19 protein-coding genes are annotated in these 16,248 nt (G+C 72.0%); 5 read left to right on the top strand and 14 right to left on the bottom strand.

Annotated elements, in window-relative coordinates; all coding sequences use genetic code 11:
- Positions 1 to 28: 28 nt before the first annotated feature.
- Positions 29 to 1,264, top strand: a complete 1,236-nt coding sequence (locus DB32_RS41465; protein WP_053238193.1) for an acetyl-CoA C-acetyltransferase — start codon at positions 29 to 31, stop codon at positions 1,262 to 1,264.
- A gap of 43 nt (positions 1,265 to 1,307) precedes the next feature.
- Here the strand turns inward: DB32_RS41465 and DB32_RS41460 are convergent, their stop codons facing one another.
- Positions 1,308 to 1,988, bottom strand: a complete 681-nt coding sequence (locus DB32_RS41460; RefSeq protein ID WP_053238192.1) for a hypothetical protein — start codon at positions 1,986 to 1,988, stop codon at positions 1,308 to 1,310.
- 95 nt (positions 1,989 to 2,083) lie between these two features.
- Here DB32_RS41460 and DB32_RS41455 point away from each other — a divergent pair, with 95 nt between their 5' ends.
- From DB32_RS41455 to DB32_RS41445, 3 genes are all read left to right on the top strand, one after another.
- A complete protein-coding gene (locus tag DB32_RS41455; protein WP_240481318.1) occupies positions 2,084 to 2,737 on the top strand; it encodes an RNA polymerase sigma factor in 654 nt (217 codons plus the stop codon).
- A complete protein-coding gene (locus DB32_RS41450) occupies positions 2,734 to 2,931 on the top strand; it encodes a hypothetical protein (RefSeq protein WP_053238190.1) in 198 nt (65 codons plus the stop codon). Before DB32_RS41455 ends, DB32_RS41450 begins: the two co-directional genes overlap by 4 nt.
- A gap of 73 nt (positions 2,932 to 3,004) precedes the next feature.
- Positions 3,005 to 3,253 (top strand): hypothetical protein, encoded by a 249-nt coding sequence (locus DB32_RS41445; RefSeq protein ID WP_157070307.1) that lies wholly within the window; start codon positions 3,005 to 3,007, stop codon positions 3,251 to 3,253.
- A 29-nt stretch (positions 3,254 to 3,282) separates the two neighbouring features.
- Here DB32_RS41445 and DB32_RS47730 read toward each other — a convergent pair whose 3' ends face one another.
- The 10 genes from DB32_RS47730 to dnaJ all read right to left on the bottom strand — a co-directional run bounded on the left by DB32_RS47730 (position 3,283) and on the right by dnaJ (position 12,326).
- On the bottom strand, positions 3,283 to 4,128 hold the full coding sequence (locus DB32_RS47730; RefSeq protein ID WP_053238188.1) for a ferritin family protein: 846 nt from the start codon (positions 4,126 to 4,128) through the stop codon (positions 3,283 to 3,285).
- On the bottom strand, positions 4,125 to 4,370 hold the full coding sequence (locus DB32_RS41435) for a hypothetical protein (RefSeq protein ID WP_053238187.1): 246 nt from the start codon (positions 4,368 to 4,370) through the stop codon (positions 4,125 to 4,127). The genes DB32_RS47730 and DB32_RS41435 overlap by 4 nt, the downstream gene beginning before the upstream one ends.
- Positions 4,367 to 4,612, bottom strand: a complete 246-nt coding sequence (locus tag DB32_RS41430; protein ID WP_053238186.1) for a hypothetical protein — start codon at positions 4,610 to 4,612, stop codon at positions 4,367 to 4,369. Before DB32_RS41430 ends, DB32_RS41435 begins: the two co-directional genes overlap by 4 nt.
- 40 nt (positions 4,613 to 4,652) lie before the next feature.
- Complete coding sequence (locus DB32_RS41425) at positions 4,653 to 5,459, bottom strand: hypothetical protein (protein WP_157070305.1); 807 nt, start codon at positions 5,457 to 5,459, stop codon at positions 4,653 to 4,655.
- Positions 5,452 to 6,261 (bottom strand): hypothetical protein, encoded by an 810-nt coding sequence (locus tag DB32_RS41420; protein ID WP_053238184.1) that lies wholly within the window; start codon positions 6,259 to 6,261, stop codon positions 5,452 to 5,454. Before DB32_RS41420 ends, DB32_RS41425 begins: the two co-directional genes overlap by 8 nt.
- Positions 6,254 to 7,048, bottom strand: coding sequence for a hypothetical protein (locus DB32_RS41415; RefSeq protein WP_053238183.1), 795 nt, complete (start codon positions 7,046 to 7,048; stop codon positions 6,254 to 6,256). Before DB32_RS41415 ends, DB32_RS41420 begins: the two co-directional genes overlap by 8 nt.
- A gap of 83 nt (positions 7,049 to 7,131) precedes the next feature.
- The gene (locus DB32_RS41410) at positions 7,132 to 8,478 is read right to left on the bottom strand and encodes a DUF6209 family protein (protein WP_053238182.1); all 1,347 of its coding nucleotides are present in this window, start codon (positions 8,476 to 8,478) and stop codon (positions 7,132 to 7,134) included.
- 440 nt (positions 8,479 to 8,918) lie between these two features.
- Entirely contained in the window at positions 8,919 to 9,734 is an 816-nt protein-coding gene (locus DB32_RS41405; protein WP_157070303.1) for an alpha/beta fold hydrolase, read from the bottom strand.
- Positions 9,735 to 9,894: 160 nt separating this feature from the next.
- Positions 9,895 to 11,196 carry a FliI/YscN family ATPase gene (locus DB32_RS41400; RefSeq protein WP_053238180.1) on the bottom strand — a complete coding sequence of 434 codons (1,302 nt, stop codon included), beginning with the start codon at positions 11,194 to 11,196 and terminating at the stop codon, positions 9,895 to 9,897.
- Positions 11,197 to 11,219: 23 nt separating this feature from the next.
- Positions 11,220 to 12,326 carry a molecular chaperone DnaJ gene (gene dnaJ, locus DB32_RS41395; RefSeq protein ID WP_053238179.1) on the bottom strand — a complete coding sequence of 369 codons (1,107 nt, stop codon included), beginning with the start codon at positions 12,324 to 12,326 and terminating at the stop codon, positions 11,220 to 11,222.
- Positions 12,327 to 12,555: 229 nt separating this feature from the next.
- On the opposite strand from dnaJ, the gene DB32_RS41390 reads away from it, so the two are divergent.
- Positions 12,556 to 13,464, top strand: coding sequence for an RluA family pseudouridine synthase (locus tag DB32_RS41390; RefSeq protein ID WP_053238178.1), 909 nt, complete (start codon positions 12,556 to 12,558; stop codon positions 13,462 to 13,464).
- A 93-nt stretch (positions 13,465 to 13,557) separates the two neighbouring features.
- Here the strand turns inward: DB32_RS41390 and DB32_RS41385 are convergent, their stop codons facing one another.
- From DB32_RS41385 to DB32_RS41375, 3 genes are all read right to left on the bottom strand, one after another.
- Positions 13,558 to 14,649 carry a peptide-N-glycosidase F-related protein gene (locus DB32_RS41385; protein WP_053238177.1) on the bottom strand — a complete coding sequence of 364 codons (1,092 nt, stop codon included), beginning with the start codon at positions 14,647 to 14,649 and terminating at the stop codon, positions 13,558 to 13,560.
- A gap of 105 nt (positions 14,650 to 14,754) precedes the next feature.
- Positions 14,755 to 15,915 (bottom strand): DUF3570 domain-containing protein, encoded by a 1,161-nt coding sequence (locus DB32_RS41380; protein ID WP_053238176.1) that lies wholly within the window; start codon positions 15,913 to 15,915, stop codon positions 14,755 to 14,757.
- A 119-nt stretch (positions 15,916 to 16,034) separates the two neighbouring features.
- Complete coding sequence (locus tag DB32_RS41375; protein ID WP_075097754.1) at positions 16,035 to 16,241, bottom strand: DUF4266 domain-containing protein; 207 nt, start codon at positions 16,239 to 16,241, stop codon at positions 16,035 to 16,037.
- Positions 16,242 to 16,248 lie beyond the last annotated feature (7 nt).

Raw genomic sequence — 16,248 nt, 5'->3', positions numbered from 1 at the left:
ATGAATGGCCATTCATCGGAGGCGGCACATGGGCAACGCGTGGATCATCGAGGCGGCGCGCACGCCGCGCGGGCGCGGGAAGATGGGCAAGGGCGCGCTCACCGGCGTGCACCCGCAGGAGCTGCTCGCGCAGACGCTGAACGCGGTGGTCGCGCGCGCGAAGGTCGATCCCGCGGCGATCGAGGACGTGGTCGCGGGCACGGTGTCGCAGGCGAAGGAGCAGGGCGCGTGCATCGCACGCAACGCGGTGCTCGCGGCGGGCCTGCCCGACGACGTGACCGGCGTTTCGCTCAATCGCTTCTGCGGATCGGGCCTGCAGGCGGTGAATTTCGCGGCGATGGGCGTCGCGAGCGGGCACCAGGGCCTGGTGATCGCGGGCGGTGTCGAGAGCATGTCGCGCGTGCCGATGGGCTCGGACGAGGCGGGCATCGACGGGAACAACCCGCACCTGCGGAAGAAGGTCTTCCAGGTCCCGCAGGGGATCAGCGGGGATCTGATCGCGACGATCGAGGGCTTCTCGCGCGAGGAGCTCGATCGGTTCGCGCTCGCGTCGCAGCAGAAGGCGGAGGTCGCGCAGAAGGAAGGTCGCTTCGCGCGCGCGCTGGTGCCGGTGAAGGATCCCGAGACCGGCAAGGTGCTGCTCGAGCACGACGAGATGCCGCGGCACGGCACGACGTACGAGGCGCTCGCGAAGCTCGAGCCGAGCTTCGTCGGCATGGGCGCGGCGCCGGTCGGGCCGAACGGCGAGACGCTCGATCAGATCGCGCTCGCGCGATATCCGCACGTCGGCGCGATCCAGCACGTGCACACCGCCGGCAACTCGAGCGGGATCGTCGACGGTGCGTGCGCGGTGCTGCTCGCGAGCGACGAGGCGGTGAAGGCGCACGGCCTCAAGCCCCGCGCGCGAATTCGCGCGATGGCGACCGCGGGCGCCGAGCCGGTGATCATGCTGACCGCGCCCGCGCCGGCGTCGGCGCGCGCGCTGAAGAAGGCGGGCATGAGCGCGAAGGACGTCGATCTCTGGGAGATCAACGAGGCCTTCGCGACCGTGCCCCTCGAGACGATGAAGAAGCTCGACGTCGATCCCGCGAAGGTGAACGTGAACGGCGGCGCGATCGCGCTCGGTCACCCGCTCGGCGCGACCGGCGCGATGCTGCTCCAGACCGCGCTCGACGAGCTCGAGCGTCGCGGCCTCGCGACCGCGCTGATCACGCTGTGCATCGGCGGCGGGATGGGCATCGCGACGGTGATCGAGCGCGTGTGATCGGAGCGAGGCTTCGCCTCACGTCGAGGCGAAGCCTCTCGCTCTAGAAGGTCACCAGCGCCGCCGCTGCGCTGAGGGCACCGAACGTCACGATGCCGACGCCCATGTGCACCCCGGCGAGCGCCTGCAGCGCGTCGAAGTCGTCGTTCGTGTCGAGCCCGAACGCCTCGTGGTTCGCGATGAAGATCCCCAGCAGCGCTTGCAGCACCACGCCGCCGAGGTGCACCCACCGCAGCGCGCGATGGATGCGCACGCGCTCCGCCCAGTCGGACTGCTGGTGCTCGAGGTCGAGCGGATCGGGCATGAAGAACGAGAGCGTGAACGTCGTGAAGTAGAGCGCGGCCGTGGTGAACCCCGCGACAGCGTGGGGCCACGGCGTGCCCTCGCAGAAGTCCTGGAGCACCGCGGTGCCCTGCGCGCACGCGGTCTCGGAGCGCGCGCCGTGGAAGCCGTACTCGTCGCCGAACTGGATGAAGCCGAGCACCGCGGTCGCCGCCATCGACGCCCACGTCGCGACGCCGAACGCGCGATGCACGAGCGCGATCTCCTGACGCTGGCGCAGCTGCGCGGCGATCGCGGCGTCCTCGAGCTGCGCGGGATCGGGCGCGCCGGGCGCGAGCTGTGCGACGACGTCGGGATGGAGCTCCGGAGAAGCGAGGACGGGCACCTGCAGCGAGAGCCCGAAGAGCGGTGTGGCGAGCGCGAGCGCAGCGAATGTGGGCATCGATCCTCCGAGCCCATCGAGGACGGCTTCGCGCGATGCGTTACGAGTTGTAACGTCGAGCCCGGAGCGCTCCTCTCTCGAGCATGAAGCCCGACGTGTCCCTTCCGCGCACCGCAGACGAGCCGGACGACGCGATCATCGTCGCGCAGGTCCTCGCCGGCGACGCCGCGCGCTTCGAGGCGCTGATGCGGCGCCACAACCAGCGCGTGTTCCGCACCGCGCGCGCGATCCTGCGCAGCGACGCGGAGGCCGAGGACGCGGCGCAGCAGGCGTGGCTCTCGGCGTACACCCACCTCGCGCAGTGGAACGGCGGCGCGCGCTTCTCGACGTGGCTCACGCGCATCGTGGCGCGCGAGGCGCTCCATCGGCTGCGAGGGCGCGGGCACGATCACCTCGAGCTCGTCGACGATCGTGCGTCGCCCGCGATGCCGAGCCCCGAGGACGAGACCACGCGCGCCGAGGTGCGCGCGATGCTCGAGCGCGCGATCGACGCGCTGCCCGAGGCGTTCCGCACCGTGCTGGTGCTGCGTGACCTCGAGGAGCTCTCGAGCGCCGAAGTTGGCGAGGTGCTCGGCCTCACCGAAGAAGCCGTGCGCGTCCGGCTGCACCGGGCGCGACGCGCGCTGCGCGCCGGCATCGAGGAGCAGCTCGAGACGAGCGCGCGCGAGCTCTTCCCGTTCCTCGGCGAGCGCTGCGATCGCATCTGCGCGGCCGTGCTGCGCGCGATTCGTGAGAGCATGAGCGGGTGAGCGACTCGAAGCAGAAGCGCACGCTGTCCGACGACGACGTGGTGGTGAAGCGGAGCTCGACCGGCCGCGCGATCGAGCGCGTCGGCGGCAACCTCGGCCCGGGCGCGAAGACGGCCACCGATCCCGACGCGGGCGGCGGTGGTGGTCGGGGCGCACCGAAGCCCGGTGGCGCGACCGACGCCGACGCGAGCTGATGCGCAACTCTGCCGCGCATGCGGCATGCGCGATGCACTCCTCTCGCTCGGACGAACGGACGAGGAGGAGCTCATGGAATGGGTGCGCGCAGCCGCTGCGTGGGTGAGCGCTGCTGCGTTCCTGGTGCTCGCATCGAGCGCCGAAGCGCAGCAGGTCTACGGAGTCGAAGATGTGCCGGAGGTCGACTGGATGACGAGCGGGCTCGCGCCGCTCGTATTGCTGCTCGGCCTGGGCATCGTCGTCGCGCTCGTCGCGGCAGGCGTCGCGGCGGTCCTGCTCCGCTCGCCGCGCGGTCGGTTCCGCGGCCCGCGCGAGGCGTGATCGCGCGCCACGCGATCACAACGCGAACGTCACACGATGCGCTCGCGCCAGGCGCGCTGCGCGTCGAGGCCGAGCGCGTCGAGCGCCGGGAGCACGACGGTCGCGACGACCTCGTCCATGAGGGCGCGGCTGCGATCGCCCATCGTGACGCCGAGCGCGGCGAGCTCGTCCTCGAGCGCGGCGTCGACCTGGAGCTCGAGCGTCATCACCTCGTGCATGCGCGCTTCGATCGTGCCGAGCGCGAGCGGCAGATAACGCTGGATCCCGGCGCGCTCGGCGTCGGTGATCGTGTCGCGCAGGTACGCCCATCCGAAGCGTGCGTGGAGCGTCTCGTCCGCGGCGAGCTGCTCGAGCACGAGGCGCACGTGGGGCTCGCTCGCGAGCTCGCGCTCGGCCGCGAGCAGCGGCGCGGCGATGCTCTCGCTGAGGCACGAGACGAAGAGGACGTTGCGCATCGCGCGCTCGCGCGCGGTGGTTCCGGCGTGCTCGGGGAGCGGCTCGGTCGCGAGCTCGCGCTCCACCTCGGGCTCGCCGCCGAGCAGCCGCACGACGTCGCCGCAGAGCGCGGCGTGACGCAGCTCGTCCATCGACATGCGCAGCGCGACGGTCTTGTACTCGAGCGGCGCCTCGGCCTCGATGAGGTGCGGCAAGAGGCGCGAGAACACGGCAGCGGACTGGTGCTCGTGCTCCATGCGCGCGAGCCACGAGGTGCGGGCGAGCGTGATCGCGTGCTCGGAGAAGTCGCCGGTGAGCCGCGCGCCCGGCGGGATCTCGGGCGCGAGCTCGCCGCGACGCAGCGCGGTGCGCACGAGCCGCGTGTGCTCGGTCGCGAGCGGCGACGTTCCGACGTCGACGCGCAGTCGGCCGCGGGTCATGCGGGCAGATCGGGCGGCGTGAAGGGCCCGGGCACCGGGAGCGGTGGACGGCACACGTTCGCCGTCGAGTCCCACATGAAGTGCCGGCGATCGCAGCAGTAGCGCGTGTTCTCGGCGAAGCCGCAGGCGCGATCGATCACCTGCTCGCAGCCCGCGGCGGTGGTCGCGATCGCGAGGCCGAGCGTGACCGCGCGCGCGGCCTGCAGCGCTCGGCGCCGAGCGTTCTCGCGATCGTCGCTCATGCGGGCATGTCCGGCGGCACGAACGGACCGATCATCGCGCGCATGCACGTGCGGGTCGCCGGGTCGTAGTAGGACAACGGCTGTCGCTCGCAGCAGTAGCGCGTGTTCTCGGTGAACGAGAACGCGCACGCGCGATCGACGACCTGCTCGCATCCTGCGGTGGTCGCCGCGATGGCGAGCCCGAGCGTGACGGCGCGCGCGGCCTGGAGCGCTTTGCGTCGAGCGTTCTCGCGATCGGTCATGCGAGCGAGACGATCGCTCCGTCGCGTGGTGGCTCGCAACTCACGCGTCGAGCCGCCCCCATCGCGTGCGCACCACGCCCTCGCGATACGCGCCGCCGCCCGCGTGTGTCTCGCGCAGGAGCCAGCGGGTGCCGTGCCCGTCACGCTCGACGCGCCATCCGGTCGCCACGCCGTGTTCGGCCGACCACGCGAGCCGCCGCCGCCTCTGCACCTCGAGCGCGACTCCCACGACCACTGCCCACGCGATCGCCGCGCCCGCGACGGCGAGCTCGTGCATCCACGTGATCGACGTACGGATCGCGGCGGCGACCGAGAGCCCGAGCGCGCACCACAGCGCTGCCGCGCAGAGCGCGCGAGGTACCGTCGTGATCGTCACCTGCTTGCTGACGCGCGAGAGCGAGAAGACCACGGGCCACAGCAGCATCCCGAAGCACCAGCCCAACGCGAGCCCGAGCGGCGCGCTGCAGATCGTGCCGCACAGGGCGTACGCCGCGAGGATCCAGCTCGACTCCGCACCCTCGCCGACGCGCACCGCCAGCGTGAGCACGATCAGCGTGATCGGCGCGCAGCACACGCCGGCGATCGACACGGCGCGGATCGCGCGCCACGGATTCCGCGCGTGCGACGCCGCCGCTGCGGCGACGAGCGCAGTCGTCACCACGCCCACCCACGCGTAATCCTCGGTCGATCCGCGGATCGCGGACGGGAAGTCGTACGGCATCAACACGGCCGGCATGAGCGCATGGATCGCGAGCCCGCCGGGAATGGCGGTGATGGTCGCGAAGACGATCGCGGGCATCGCGGCGGTCCATCCCGCGACGCGCGCGTCGTCGATCGGCTCACGCATCGAGCCGGCCCCAGCGCGCGCGCACGACACCCTCGCGGTACGCGCCGTCGCCGACGTTCGCGTCACGCATCAGCCAGCGCGTTCCGTCCTCGTCGCGCTCGACGCTCCATCCGATCGCCACGCCGCGCTCGGCGCGCTTCGCGAGCCGCCGTCGTCGCAGCACCTCGGTCGCACCGCCGCCCACGACCAACCAGGCGATCGCGGCACCTGCTGTCTCCACGTCTTGCATTCCCGTGACCGGGGCTCCCCACATCGCCGGCACCGAGAGCCCGAGCGCGCACCACGACGCTCCCGTGCAGAGCGCACGAGGCATCGTCGTGATCGTCACCCGTCGACCGAGGCCACCGAGCATGTTCACGAGCGGCACGAACACGATGCCGGAGCACCACCCGATCACGAACCCGAGCGGGAGGCTGCACATCGTCGCGAGCACGGCGGACATCCCCGCGTGCTCGACCTCCGGCCATCCCTCGACGGCTCGGAGCGACGCGACCATGCCCACCGTCACGGGCGCGCACGCGACGCCCGCGAGCGCCATCGCCCGGAGCGCGCGTCGCGCGTCGCGAGAGCACCAACCCGCGCACGTCGCAACGACGCCGACGATCGCTACGGCCGCCCATTCGTAGTCGGACAGCGACCGTGCGAGCGCGGGTGGCATGTCGTACGCCGATTCCGGCGTGAACGTCGGCAGGAATGCTCGGACCGCCAGCCCACCGGGGATCGCCGTCACAATGCCGAACGCCGCAGCGCGCATCACGTCGATGGCGCGCCGCGCCCGCGCGTCGTCGATCGGCTCACGCATCGAGCCGCCCCCAACGGGTGCGCACGATGCCGTCGCGATACGCGCCGTCACCCGCGAGCGCCTCACGCATCAGCCAGCGCGTGCCGTCGTCGTCGAGCGCGACGCTCCAGCCCGCGATGCGTCCCTCACACACCGCGCGCACCCACCGCGATCGCGTCGCGACGCCGATCGCCGCGCCGGTCGCGACCACGAGCGCGATCATGGCGAGCGTCGTCGCGATCTCGCTCGCTCCGACGGGTCGCTCCGCGATGCACGCTTCGAGGCCGAGCGGCAACACCGCCCAGGCCGCGCTCGCGCGCAGCGCGCGCATCGTCGTGCTGACCGTCGGACGCGCGGCGAGGCGCGTGAGCCCCAAGTCCAAGGGCGACAACGCGACTCCGGAGACCAGCCCGAGCACGAGGCCGAACGGCACGCTCAGCGCCGCGGCGATGATGCCGCGCGACCACACGCCGATCATGTCGACGGGTCCGTGCTCGATCGCCAGCGCCAAGCACCCGACGGCGACCATCGCGGTTCCCGTCAGCGATCCGGCGAGCGCGGTCGCGCCGAGCATCGCGAGGCCGCTCCGCGCCGCGAGCCACGCGAGGACCGCCGTCGCGCAACCGGCCGCCCATGCGTGCCGTGGCTCGGCGAGGATCTCGGCGGCCGAGTGCGGGAACCCGAACGCGACGGTGAGGAACACACGCGCGACCCACGCGCCCGCGATCCCGGCGACGATCGCGAACGCCACGCGCCGCATCACGTCGATCACGCGCCGCGCCCGCTCGTCGTCGACTGGCCCGCGCATCCGCACAGCCTAGCCCGAACGCACGAACGCCCCGCGGCGCTTCCGCGCCGCAGGGCGTTTCCCCGCACCGACCCGTCGTCAGCTCACTGCAGACAGATCTCGAGCTGGCTCCGGTAGTCCTCGAACGTCCCGATGAAGTTCACGCCGTCCGTGCGACGCAGCGCGACGCCGTTCACCGTGAAGTAGTACTCGACGTTCGCCGCGACGTACGCGCCGCTCGGATCACCCGAGACCCGCAGATCCGCGTCGGGGCACTGCGACGGATCGGTGCGCGTGTACGGGCCCGCGAGCGGATCGATCTCCGCCATCGGCAGCTCGTAGCGCGCGTCGTTCCCGACGCGCCGGAAGAAGCGCACGTAGCGCGTCTGGAACGCGCCCGTCGAGCGCCAGCGGTAGTGCACCTGCACGTCGAGGTCGGCCCACAGGTTCGCGTTGTCGAAGTCGGTCACGCCCGCCTTCCACACGTCGAAGTAGATCGCGCGGATCGCCGCGCGCTGGCGCGCGTACGTGCCGTAGGTCCAGCCGTTCTCGAGCGCGACGCGGCTCGAGTCGCACGGCCCGCCGTCGCACGTCATGCGGTTGATCACCGACGCCGCGTTGCCCATCCAGCCCGGCGCGCGCGGATCCGCGTCGACCACCACGCGGTAGTTCGCGCCATCGAGCGAGTCCCATGCACGGCAGCCGTAGTAGCCCTGGTTCTCGAACCAGAGCTGCAGCTCGCCGCTCTCCACGAGATCGAGCGTCGCGCTGCCGCTGGTCACGGGCACGTACCCGGTGCGCCCGCTCGGGAAGCGATAGTGCGCGAGCACGCTCCACGCCGGCAGCCCGTAGCGCGTGTCGCGGCACTGCGGCAGGCGCGCGACGTCGTACTCGATGGTCAGGCGCGCGCTCTGGCGCACGTCGCCGCTCACCGAGATCCCACCGCCCGCCGCGAAGCGCGCGATCGGCGCCTCGTCGGTCTGCGCCGCCTCGATGGTGAAGCGATGGTTCGCGCCGAACGCCGAGTCCCAGCCCTGGCAGCCGAACGACGACGTGTTCTCGAACCACACCTCGAGCTCGCCCGCCTGCGTGAGCTCGATCGGAAGACCGACCTGATCCGGCGCCGGCGCGTGGCCCGCGACGTGGACCGAGCGAACGTCGCCGCCCGCGATCCGGTAGTGCGCGTAGATCGACCACGCCGGGTTGCCGTAGCGCTCGCCGCGACAGGTCGTCAGGCGCGACGCGTCGTACGAGATCGTCGCGATCCCCCCCGCCACGAGCGTCCCCTCGACGCGCTGCTGGTGGTCGGCGGTGAACACGAGCTCGGCGCTGCGGCCTTCGAGGCCCGCGCGATCGACCGCGAACGAGCCCTCACCCTCGGGCGCGCACGCGACGAGCGCGAGCGCGACGAGCACGGACTTCACGAGCTGGACTGGGCGCATCTTCTCCATCCCCGCAGGAGTGACTCAGCGCCGAGTGACTAGCATCGCGCGGCGGCGAGGCAACCACGTCGCCTCACACCGGCGACGCTCGTCATCCCGCCCTCGCGCGCGCAGGCTCGATCCGATGCGCCCGTTCCTCGCGGCCCTCGCGGTCCTGGTCCCCGGATGCGTCGACTCCGACGGCTCGTACGCCTGCGGCCCGGTCGGCGCGTATCTCTTCTGCGCGCCCGACGAGGCGTGCGTCGGCGTGATCTCGTTCACCGGCGCCGAGGCCGAGGTGTGGGCGTGCGCGCCCGACGTCGGCTGCGACGCCCCCGAGGACGACTACTGCGACGCGCGCGCGACGTCGGCGCGCTGCGAGCCCACGCGCGCCGACGCGAACGACGGATCGCGCCCGCTCGTCAGCGTCGTGCGCTGCGACGTCCCGTCGATCGTTGGACCTCCAACGATCAGCCCGCGGGCGCGAGCCGCGAGCGACCGAAGAACTCGAGCACCGCGCTCGCGAGCTGCTCGGGCACCTCGTTCGCGAGCGAGTGGCGCGCGCCGGGGAATACCTTGAGCTCGGCGCGCGGGATCATCCCCGCGAGGCGCTTCACGCCCTCGCCCATGCCGAGCCCATGATCGCGATCGCCCCATCCGAGCAACGTCGGCTGGGTGATGCGCTCCGCGTACGCGAAGTGCGTGTGCAGGAACTGGTCGAACGCGACCTCGAAGTACATGCGCGCGAAGCCGGGCCCCATGACCTCGCGGTAGTACGCGAACGTGTCGCGTAGCGTCTGATCGCGCTTGGGCCAACGCGCCTCGTACCAGTACCGCGACTGCACCCAGACGAACGGCCAGAAGAGGAAGCGCCCCGCGGCGCGCCCGAGCGCCTTGCCCACGTCGGCGACCAGCTTCGCGGGCTGCCACGCGCCCGCCGGCGCCCACGCCGCGAGCTCGGGGAAACGATCGGGGACGCGATGTCCGAGGCGCAGCGTCAGATTGCCACCGAGGCTCCCGCCCCCGACGCGCGCGCGCTGCACCCCGACCGTGTCGAGGAAGCCGAGCAGCGTGTCCTCGTAGAGCTGCAGCGAGTACGCGCAGTTCGGCTTCTCCGAGTAGCCGCAGCCCGGCAGGTCGGGCACCAGCACGCGATGACGCCGCGCGAGGTGCGGGACGAGATCGTCGTACTCCTCGATGCGCGATGTGTGGCCGTGCACCAGCAGCAGCGGCGTCGCGTCCGCATCGCGCTCGGTCGGGCCGACGTCGATGTAGCGGAGGCGCATCCCGAGCACGTCGACGTCGCGCTGCTCGAACTGTGTTCCGCGAGCGCGTTGCGGTCTCCGGAGGTCGTTCGGTCGACGCGGGCTCGGAGGCACGTGTGTTCGCTCCACGTACGATCCTTATGGTCCCCGCACGTGCTCGCGTCGAGCACCGGCGCGCGATTCACACGATGCGCGCGAGCTCGGCGACGGCGTCGTCGAGCGTCGAGCGCTCGTGCTTGCCCTGCCGCAAGAACGCCTCGATCGCGTCGACGCGCGACAGCGCCGCATCGAGCCGGGGATCGCTGTCGCGCTTGTACGCGCCGAGCATCACGAGGTCGCGCTTGCTCTCGTAGAGCGCGAGGTGCGCGCGCAGGCGCGCCGCGGCGTCGCGATGCGCGGGCGTGGTGATCGCGTCCATCACGCGCGAGAGCGAGACCAGCGGATCGATCGCGGGCCAGCGACCACGCGCGCCGAGCGCGCGATCGAGCACGACGTGCCCGTCGAGGATGCCGCGCACCTCGTCGGCGATCGGCTCCTCCATGTCGCCGCCTTCGACGAGCACCGTGTAGAACGCGGTGATCGAGCCGTGCTCGCTCGTGCCGCTGCGCTCGAGGAGCTGAGGCAGCATCGCGAACGTGGACGGCGGATAGCCGCGCCGCGCCGGGGGCTCGCCCGCGGCCAAGCCGACCTCGCGCCCCGCGCGCGCGAAGCGCGTGAGCGAGTCCATCATCAGCAGCACGCGCTTTCCGCGCTCGCGGAACCACTCGGCGATCGCCGTCGCGACCCACGCGCTGCGCATGCGAACGAGCGAGGGCGTGTCGCTCGTCGCGCAGACCACGACGCCGCGCGCGCGCCCGTCGTCGCCCAGCGCGTCCTCCAGGAACTCGCGCACCTCGCGCCCTCGCTCGCCGACGAGGCACACGACGAACACGTCGGCGTCGGCCTGTCGCGCGATCTGCCCGAGCAGCGTGCTCTTGCCGACGCCGCTGCCCGCGAAGAGCCCGATGCGCTGCCCTTCACCGACGGTCGTGAGCGCGTCGATCGCGCGCACCCCGAGCGCGAGCGGACGCGTGATGCGAGGCCGCGCGATCGGGTTCGGCGGCGGGCGCATCACGTCCCACTCGTCGCCGTCGATCGCGGGGCCGCCGTCGATCGGCTCGCCGAGCCCACCGAGCACGCGACCGAGCACCTGCTCGCTCACCCGCACCGAGAGCGGCCGTCCCGTCGGGCGCACCGGATCGTCCGCGCCGACGCCCTCCGCCGATCCGAGCGGCATCAGCGTCGCATCGTCGAGATGGAACCCGACGACCTCGGCGAGCAGCGGCGGATGGGCGCGCCGCTCGATCTCCACGATCTCGCCGAGCCGCACGCCCGGCACCGCGGCGCGGATCGAGAGCCCGACCAGCTCGCGCACGCTGCCGGTCACGCGCACGGTGTCGGCGCGCCGCAGCGCCGCGAGCGATCGCGCGAGATCGAACGTCATCGCGCGCGATCGTACTCGAACGACTACTCGAACAAGCCCTTCAGCTTGTCGAGGAAGCTCTTCTGCTGCGGGTGCACGTCCTCGCCGAACTCCGCCGCGAGCTCCTCGATCAGCTTGCGCTGCCGCTTCGTGATGTTCGACGGCACCTCGACGACGATGTGCACGAGCTGGTCGCCCTTGCCCGCGCCGCCGAGCACCTCGATGCCCTTGCCGCGCAGCCGGAAGACCTTCCCGCTCTGGGTGCCCGGCGGGACCTTCATCTTCACGCGCCCTTCGAGCGTGGGGATGTCGACCTGCGTGCCCAGCACGACCTGGGGGAAGCTCACCGGGATCGTGACCTTGATGTCCGCGCCGTCGCGCTTGAAGAGCGGGTGAGGGCGCACTCGGATCCGCACGTGCAGATCGCCGGGCGGGCCGCCGTGTCGACCGCGCTCGCCTGCGCCGCGCACGCTGCGGATCGCGCCGTCCTCGACGCCCGGCGGGACCTTCACGGACATCTCCTCGTGGCTCGCGACGACCGTCTTGCCCTTGCAGGTCGGGCACGGCGTCTCGATGCGCTTGCCGGTCCCGCCGCACGACGAGCAGGGCCGCGAGGCCGAGAAGAACCCGCGCTGGAACTTCACCTCGCCCACGCCGTTGCAGGCGTGGCAGCGCTCGACCTTCGAGCCCTTCGCCGCGCCCGACCCCTCGCACGTGCCGCAGGTCACGAGGCGCGGCACCTGGATCGGCTTCTCGGTGCCCAGCGCCGCTTCTTCGAACGAGATCTCGAGCTCGAGCTCGATGTCGGTGCCCTGACGCGCGCGGCGCGCCGCGCCCGACAGCCCGAACACCTCGCCCATCAGGCCCTCGAGGATCTCGCTCACCGCGCGGAAGTCGATGCGCTCGTAGTCCGCGGCCCCGCCGAACGCGGCGTGGCCCATGCGGTCGTACCGACGGCGCTTCTCGACGTCGATGAGCACCGAGTACGCTTCGCTGATCTCCTTGAACTTCTCTTCCGCGGACGGGTCGCCCTGGTTGCGGTCGGGATGCCACTGCTTCGCGAGCTGGCGATACGCCTGCTTGATGTCGTCGGGCGTCGCGGTCTTCCCGACGCCCAAGGACTCGTAGTAGTCGCGCTTCGGAGGAGCCATGAGTTCTTCGCTGGGTCGCGGGCTGACCGCCGCGCGTTGTTCGCCGATTCGCGGACCGACGCCGCGAAAGCGCCGCGATCTTACGGCGGTAGCGCGGGATGGCCAAGGGCTCGGCCGGCACGTGGCGCGGGGCGGGCGCATCGGCTACCCCACGGGCCCTCGGGCCAGGCCCTGCGTGTCGCTGTGCTGGCCGTGGACGGGCGAGTGACGCAGTGATCGAGGCCGGGGCGTGATCGAGCTGGAGGTCGAGGCGGCCGAAGCCGGGCTGCGGCTCGACGTCGTGCTCGTGCGGCGCGTGCCGGGGATGAGCCGCGCGAAGGCGCGCGAGATGGTCGAGAGCGGCGCGATCCGCGTGAACGGCCGGAGCCCGCGCAAGGGCCTGCGGCTCGCGCCGGGGGATCACGTGGTGCTCGCGCGCGCGCCCGCGCCGAGCGACTTCCACGCGCGCCCCGACGCGAAGCTGCCGCTGCACGTGGTGCACGAGGACCCGTGGCTCGTGGTGGTCGACAAGCCCGCGGGCGTGCCGAGCCACCCGCTGCGCGAGAACGAGATCGGCACGATCGCGAGCGCGCTCGTCGCTCGGTATCCCGAGATGAGCGGAGTCGGATATCGCCTGCGCGAGCCCGGGATCCTGCACCGGCTCGACACCGACACGAGCGGGCTGATCGTCGCGGCGCGCGACGAGCTCACGTTCGAGGCGCTCCGCACCGCGCTCAAGGACGGGCGCATCGACAAGCGCTACGTCGCGCTGGTCGAGGGACGCGTGGACGCGCCGCAGGTGATCGATCTCCCGATCGGACCGCACCCGCGCGATCCGCGCCGCGTGGTCACGATCGACGTGAAGGGCGCGCGCCCCGCGCGCACCGAGATCCTCAAGGCCGAGGCGATCGGTGTGTACACGCGCGTCGAGGTCTCGGCGTCGCACGCGACGCGGCACCAGGTGCGCGCGCACCTCGCGGCGATCGGGCACCCGCTGGTCGGCGACGCGCTCTACGGCGGCAGCGCGCTGCCCGGGCTCGCGCGACACTTCCTGCACGCGTCGCGCATCGCGTTCGAGCACCCGCACGACGCCCGCGCGATGCGCTTCACGTCCCCGCTCCCGCGCGATCTCCAGGCCGCGATCGAGACCGCGCGCTGAGTGCCTGCCGGAGTGCTCGTCCGCAGGTTGCTGACGGGAGCGCGCGAAGCGCGCGGACGGTAGGGACCTGCGGGCGAGCCGATGTTCGCCCGATCACTCGTAGGCGATCAGCAGCGCCGAGAGATCGTAGTGCGGCTCGGCGTGCGCCCCGCCGTCGTACTCGCAGCCGGTGCCGAGCGTGCACCCGCTGCAGACCGCGACCCCGGGGCGGCACGAATTCTCGTACGTCGCGACGTCGTAGCCGACGTCCACCGTTCCGTCGCTCGGGAGCGGCACGTCGAAGGACCAGTCGTGCGTCACGGCGCCCGGGCACCATCCGGCGCGCGGGTACGTGTACGTGCCCGCCTGGCCCGGCGCGGCCGTCGTCGCGCAGTCGTCGCGCCAGACGTTGCGGGTGAACGCCTGGCCCTCGACCGAGAAGGTGTGATCGCGCGGGCAGAATTCCGCGCAATTCTCGGCATTTCCCTGGCCGTGGCCGGTGATGAACGAGCGGATCGCGAGCGCCGACGCCCCCGCCGGCACGTCGAGCGTGACCGGCGGCACCTGGCTCGGGATGCTGCGCGCGGGATCGCCGTAGACCGGCTGCTGCGACCGGAACACCGGCACCACCGCGATCGCGCGACGCTCGAGCACGCCGGGGCGGTGCTCGAACGACACGTCGACGAGCCAGCCCGCGCCATTCGCGTGCCCCGGGCCGACCCACGTGTCGATGAACACCTGGAGCGTGCGGCGCCCCGAGAGCAGCGGGCGAAGATCGGTCACGTCGACGTCCCACGCCGCGCCGACGCGGTACGGCGTGACGAAGCGCGAGATCTCGATGCGCTGCTCCTCTTCCTCGGGCACGCCGGGGTTCTCGACGATCATCAGCGCGCCGCGGCGATCCCACCAGTCGCATCCGCCCTCGGGCGGACAGCGCAGCGCGAAGTGCATGATCACCTCGCCGTAGCGCTGATCGAGCGGCGGGAAGTCGACCTCGACGTTCACGCGCCGTCGGTTCTCGACGGTGAAGTGCACGTGCTCGCCGTCCATCGCGACGACCGTGAGCGGCTCGGTGGGCGCGCTGCCCGCGTCGCTCTGCGGGGTCTCGCCGGCGTCGCCGCCACTCGACGCATCGTCGTCACCACACGCCGTGGCGAGCAGACAAACGAGGAGCCAGGCGGCGCGCTGAGAGGTGTCGACGCTCACGAGAGACCTTTCGCTGCGTCGCGACGCGCGACGACGTGCTGCCGTGTGTCGCGACGCGCGCTCCCTGTCCACCGCGCGGAGCGACGATTCACCAGCGTTTAACGCTCAGAACGGCACGCGGAGGCCGGCCTGCGCGATCACGCCGTTCCCGAAGCGGCTCGACTGCCACCAGTAGTCGAAGCTGAACCACACCTCGCCCTCGTGCGCGAAGCCGAGGAACGTGCGCTCGAGGAACTCCATCCCGACGCGCGCGTGCGCGCCGACGAGATGGCTCGAGAAGTCCTGCATCTTCGGGTCGTTCGTCACGAACGGATCGTCCGCCGTGTACTGATCCGGCGCGCGATAGAAGAACGAGCGCGTCTGCGAGTAGAAGCGATATCGCAGGCGCAGCGTGATCAGATCGCCGATCTCCTGGTAGATGCGCCCTTCGGGCGTGACCGCCGCGAGATCCCAGCCGTCGACGTAGAAGCGATAGAGCGCGTGGAACGCGGTGCGCGTCTCCGGGACGTACAGCGCGACGCGCCCGTACAGCGAGTGCCGCAGGCGCTCGTCGGGGTGGTCCTCGGGGCGCACCACGCCCTCGATCGACACGCCGCGATACGGGTTCTGCAGGTAGCCCCAGTTGTAGACGAGGTCGTAGCCGAACGACGCGACGAGCTGCGACGTGAGGATCTGGCTGAGCGAGAGCCCGAGCGTGAACCCCTCGAGCTGTCCGACGCGCCCGCGATCCGACAGGTCGCGCCCGCCGCCCTCGCGCGGCTGGGAGCCGCGGACGACCGAGCCCACGTCGTCGTGGATGTACGTGAGCGCCATCCCGATCAGCGTGCAGCGCTGCGCGAGCGAGAGCGTGCCCGCGAGGGTCACGCCGGTCGCGAGGTAGTCGGGCTCGTGGCTGATCCGCGTCGACGCGTCGAGCCGCAGCTGCGCCTCACCGAGGTCGAATTCGTGCCCGGCGCCGACGGTCACCTGGTGACGCGTCTCGGTGAACCGGATGTCCTCCACCACGCCGGCGGCGAGGCTCGCGCTCGTGATCGAGTCGACGAGGTACTCGGCGCGCACGTCGGTCCCGTCGGGCGACGTCAGCCGGAACCGCACCTCGGGCGCGATCACGCGGGTCGAGGTCTCCCAATAGTAATTGCCCTGCACGCCGACCTCGCCGGTCCACGTGCCGGTCGTCTCGTCGGCGCGCGCTGGGCTGACGAAGAGCGCCACCGCGAGCGCGACGAGGATGCGGACGAAGGGGCGCGATGCGTGATGCGACGTCATCCGCGGACCCGAGTGAGCGCAAGCGTGGCTGGGGCCGCGCGCGCAGTGTTTGGGGTGGGGGGACCCGATCCGGCTCTGCCGGTCGAGGGGAGGCGTCTTCCAAGACCCCTCCCGAACGCTCAGTTGCATCCGCAGCCGCCGCCGGTGCTGCCGTGGCCGCCCGTCGCGCCTTCGCGCGAGTCGTGCACGTGCGCGCGGAACGCGGTCTCGTCGTCCTCGCGACCGAAGTCCATCGACGCGCGGCTCAGGTGCTCGCGCTCGTAGGGCGCCACGGTCGCACATCCGGCGATCGCCGCGGCCGCGAACAACACAACGACGATTCGCATGGCGCGC

The organism is Sandaracinus amylolyticus, from assembly GCF_000737325.1.
Taxonomy (GTDB): domain Bacteria; phylum Myxococcota_A; class Polyangia; order Polyangiales; family Sandaracinaceae; genus Sandaracinus; species Sandaracinus amylolyticus.
This window is presented reverse-complemented; position numbering and strand designations above follow the sequence as displayed.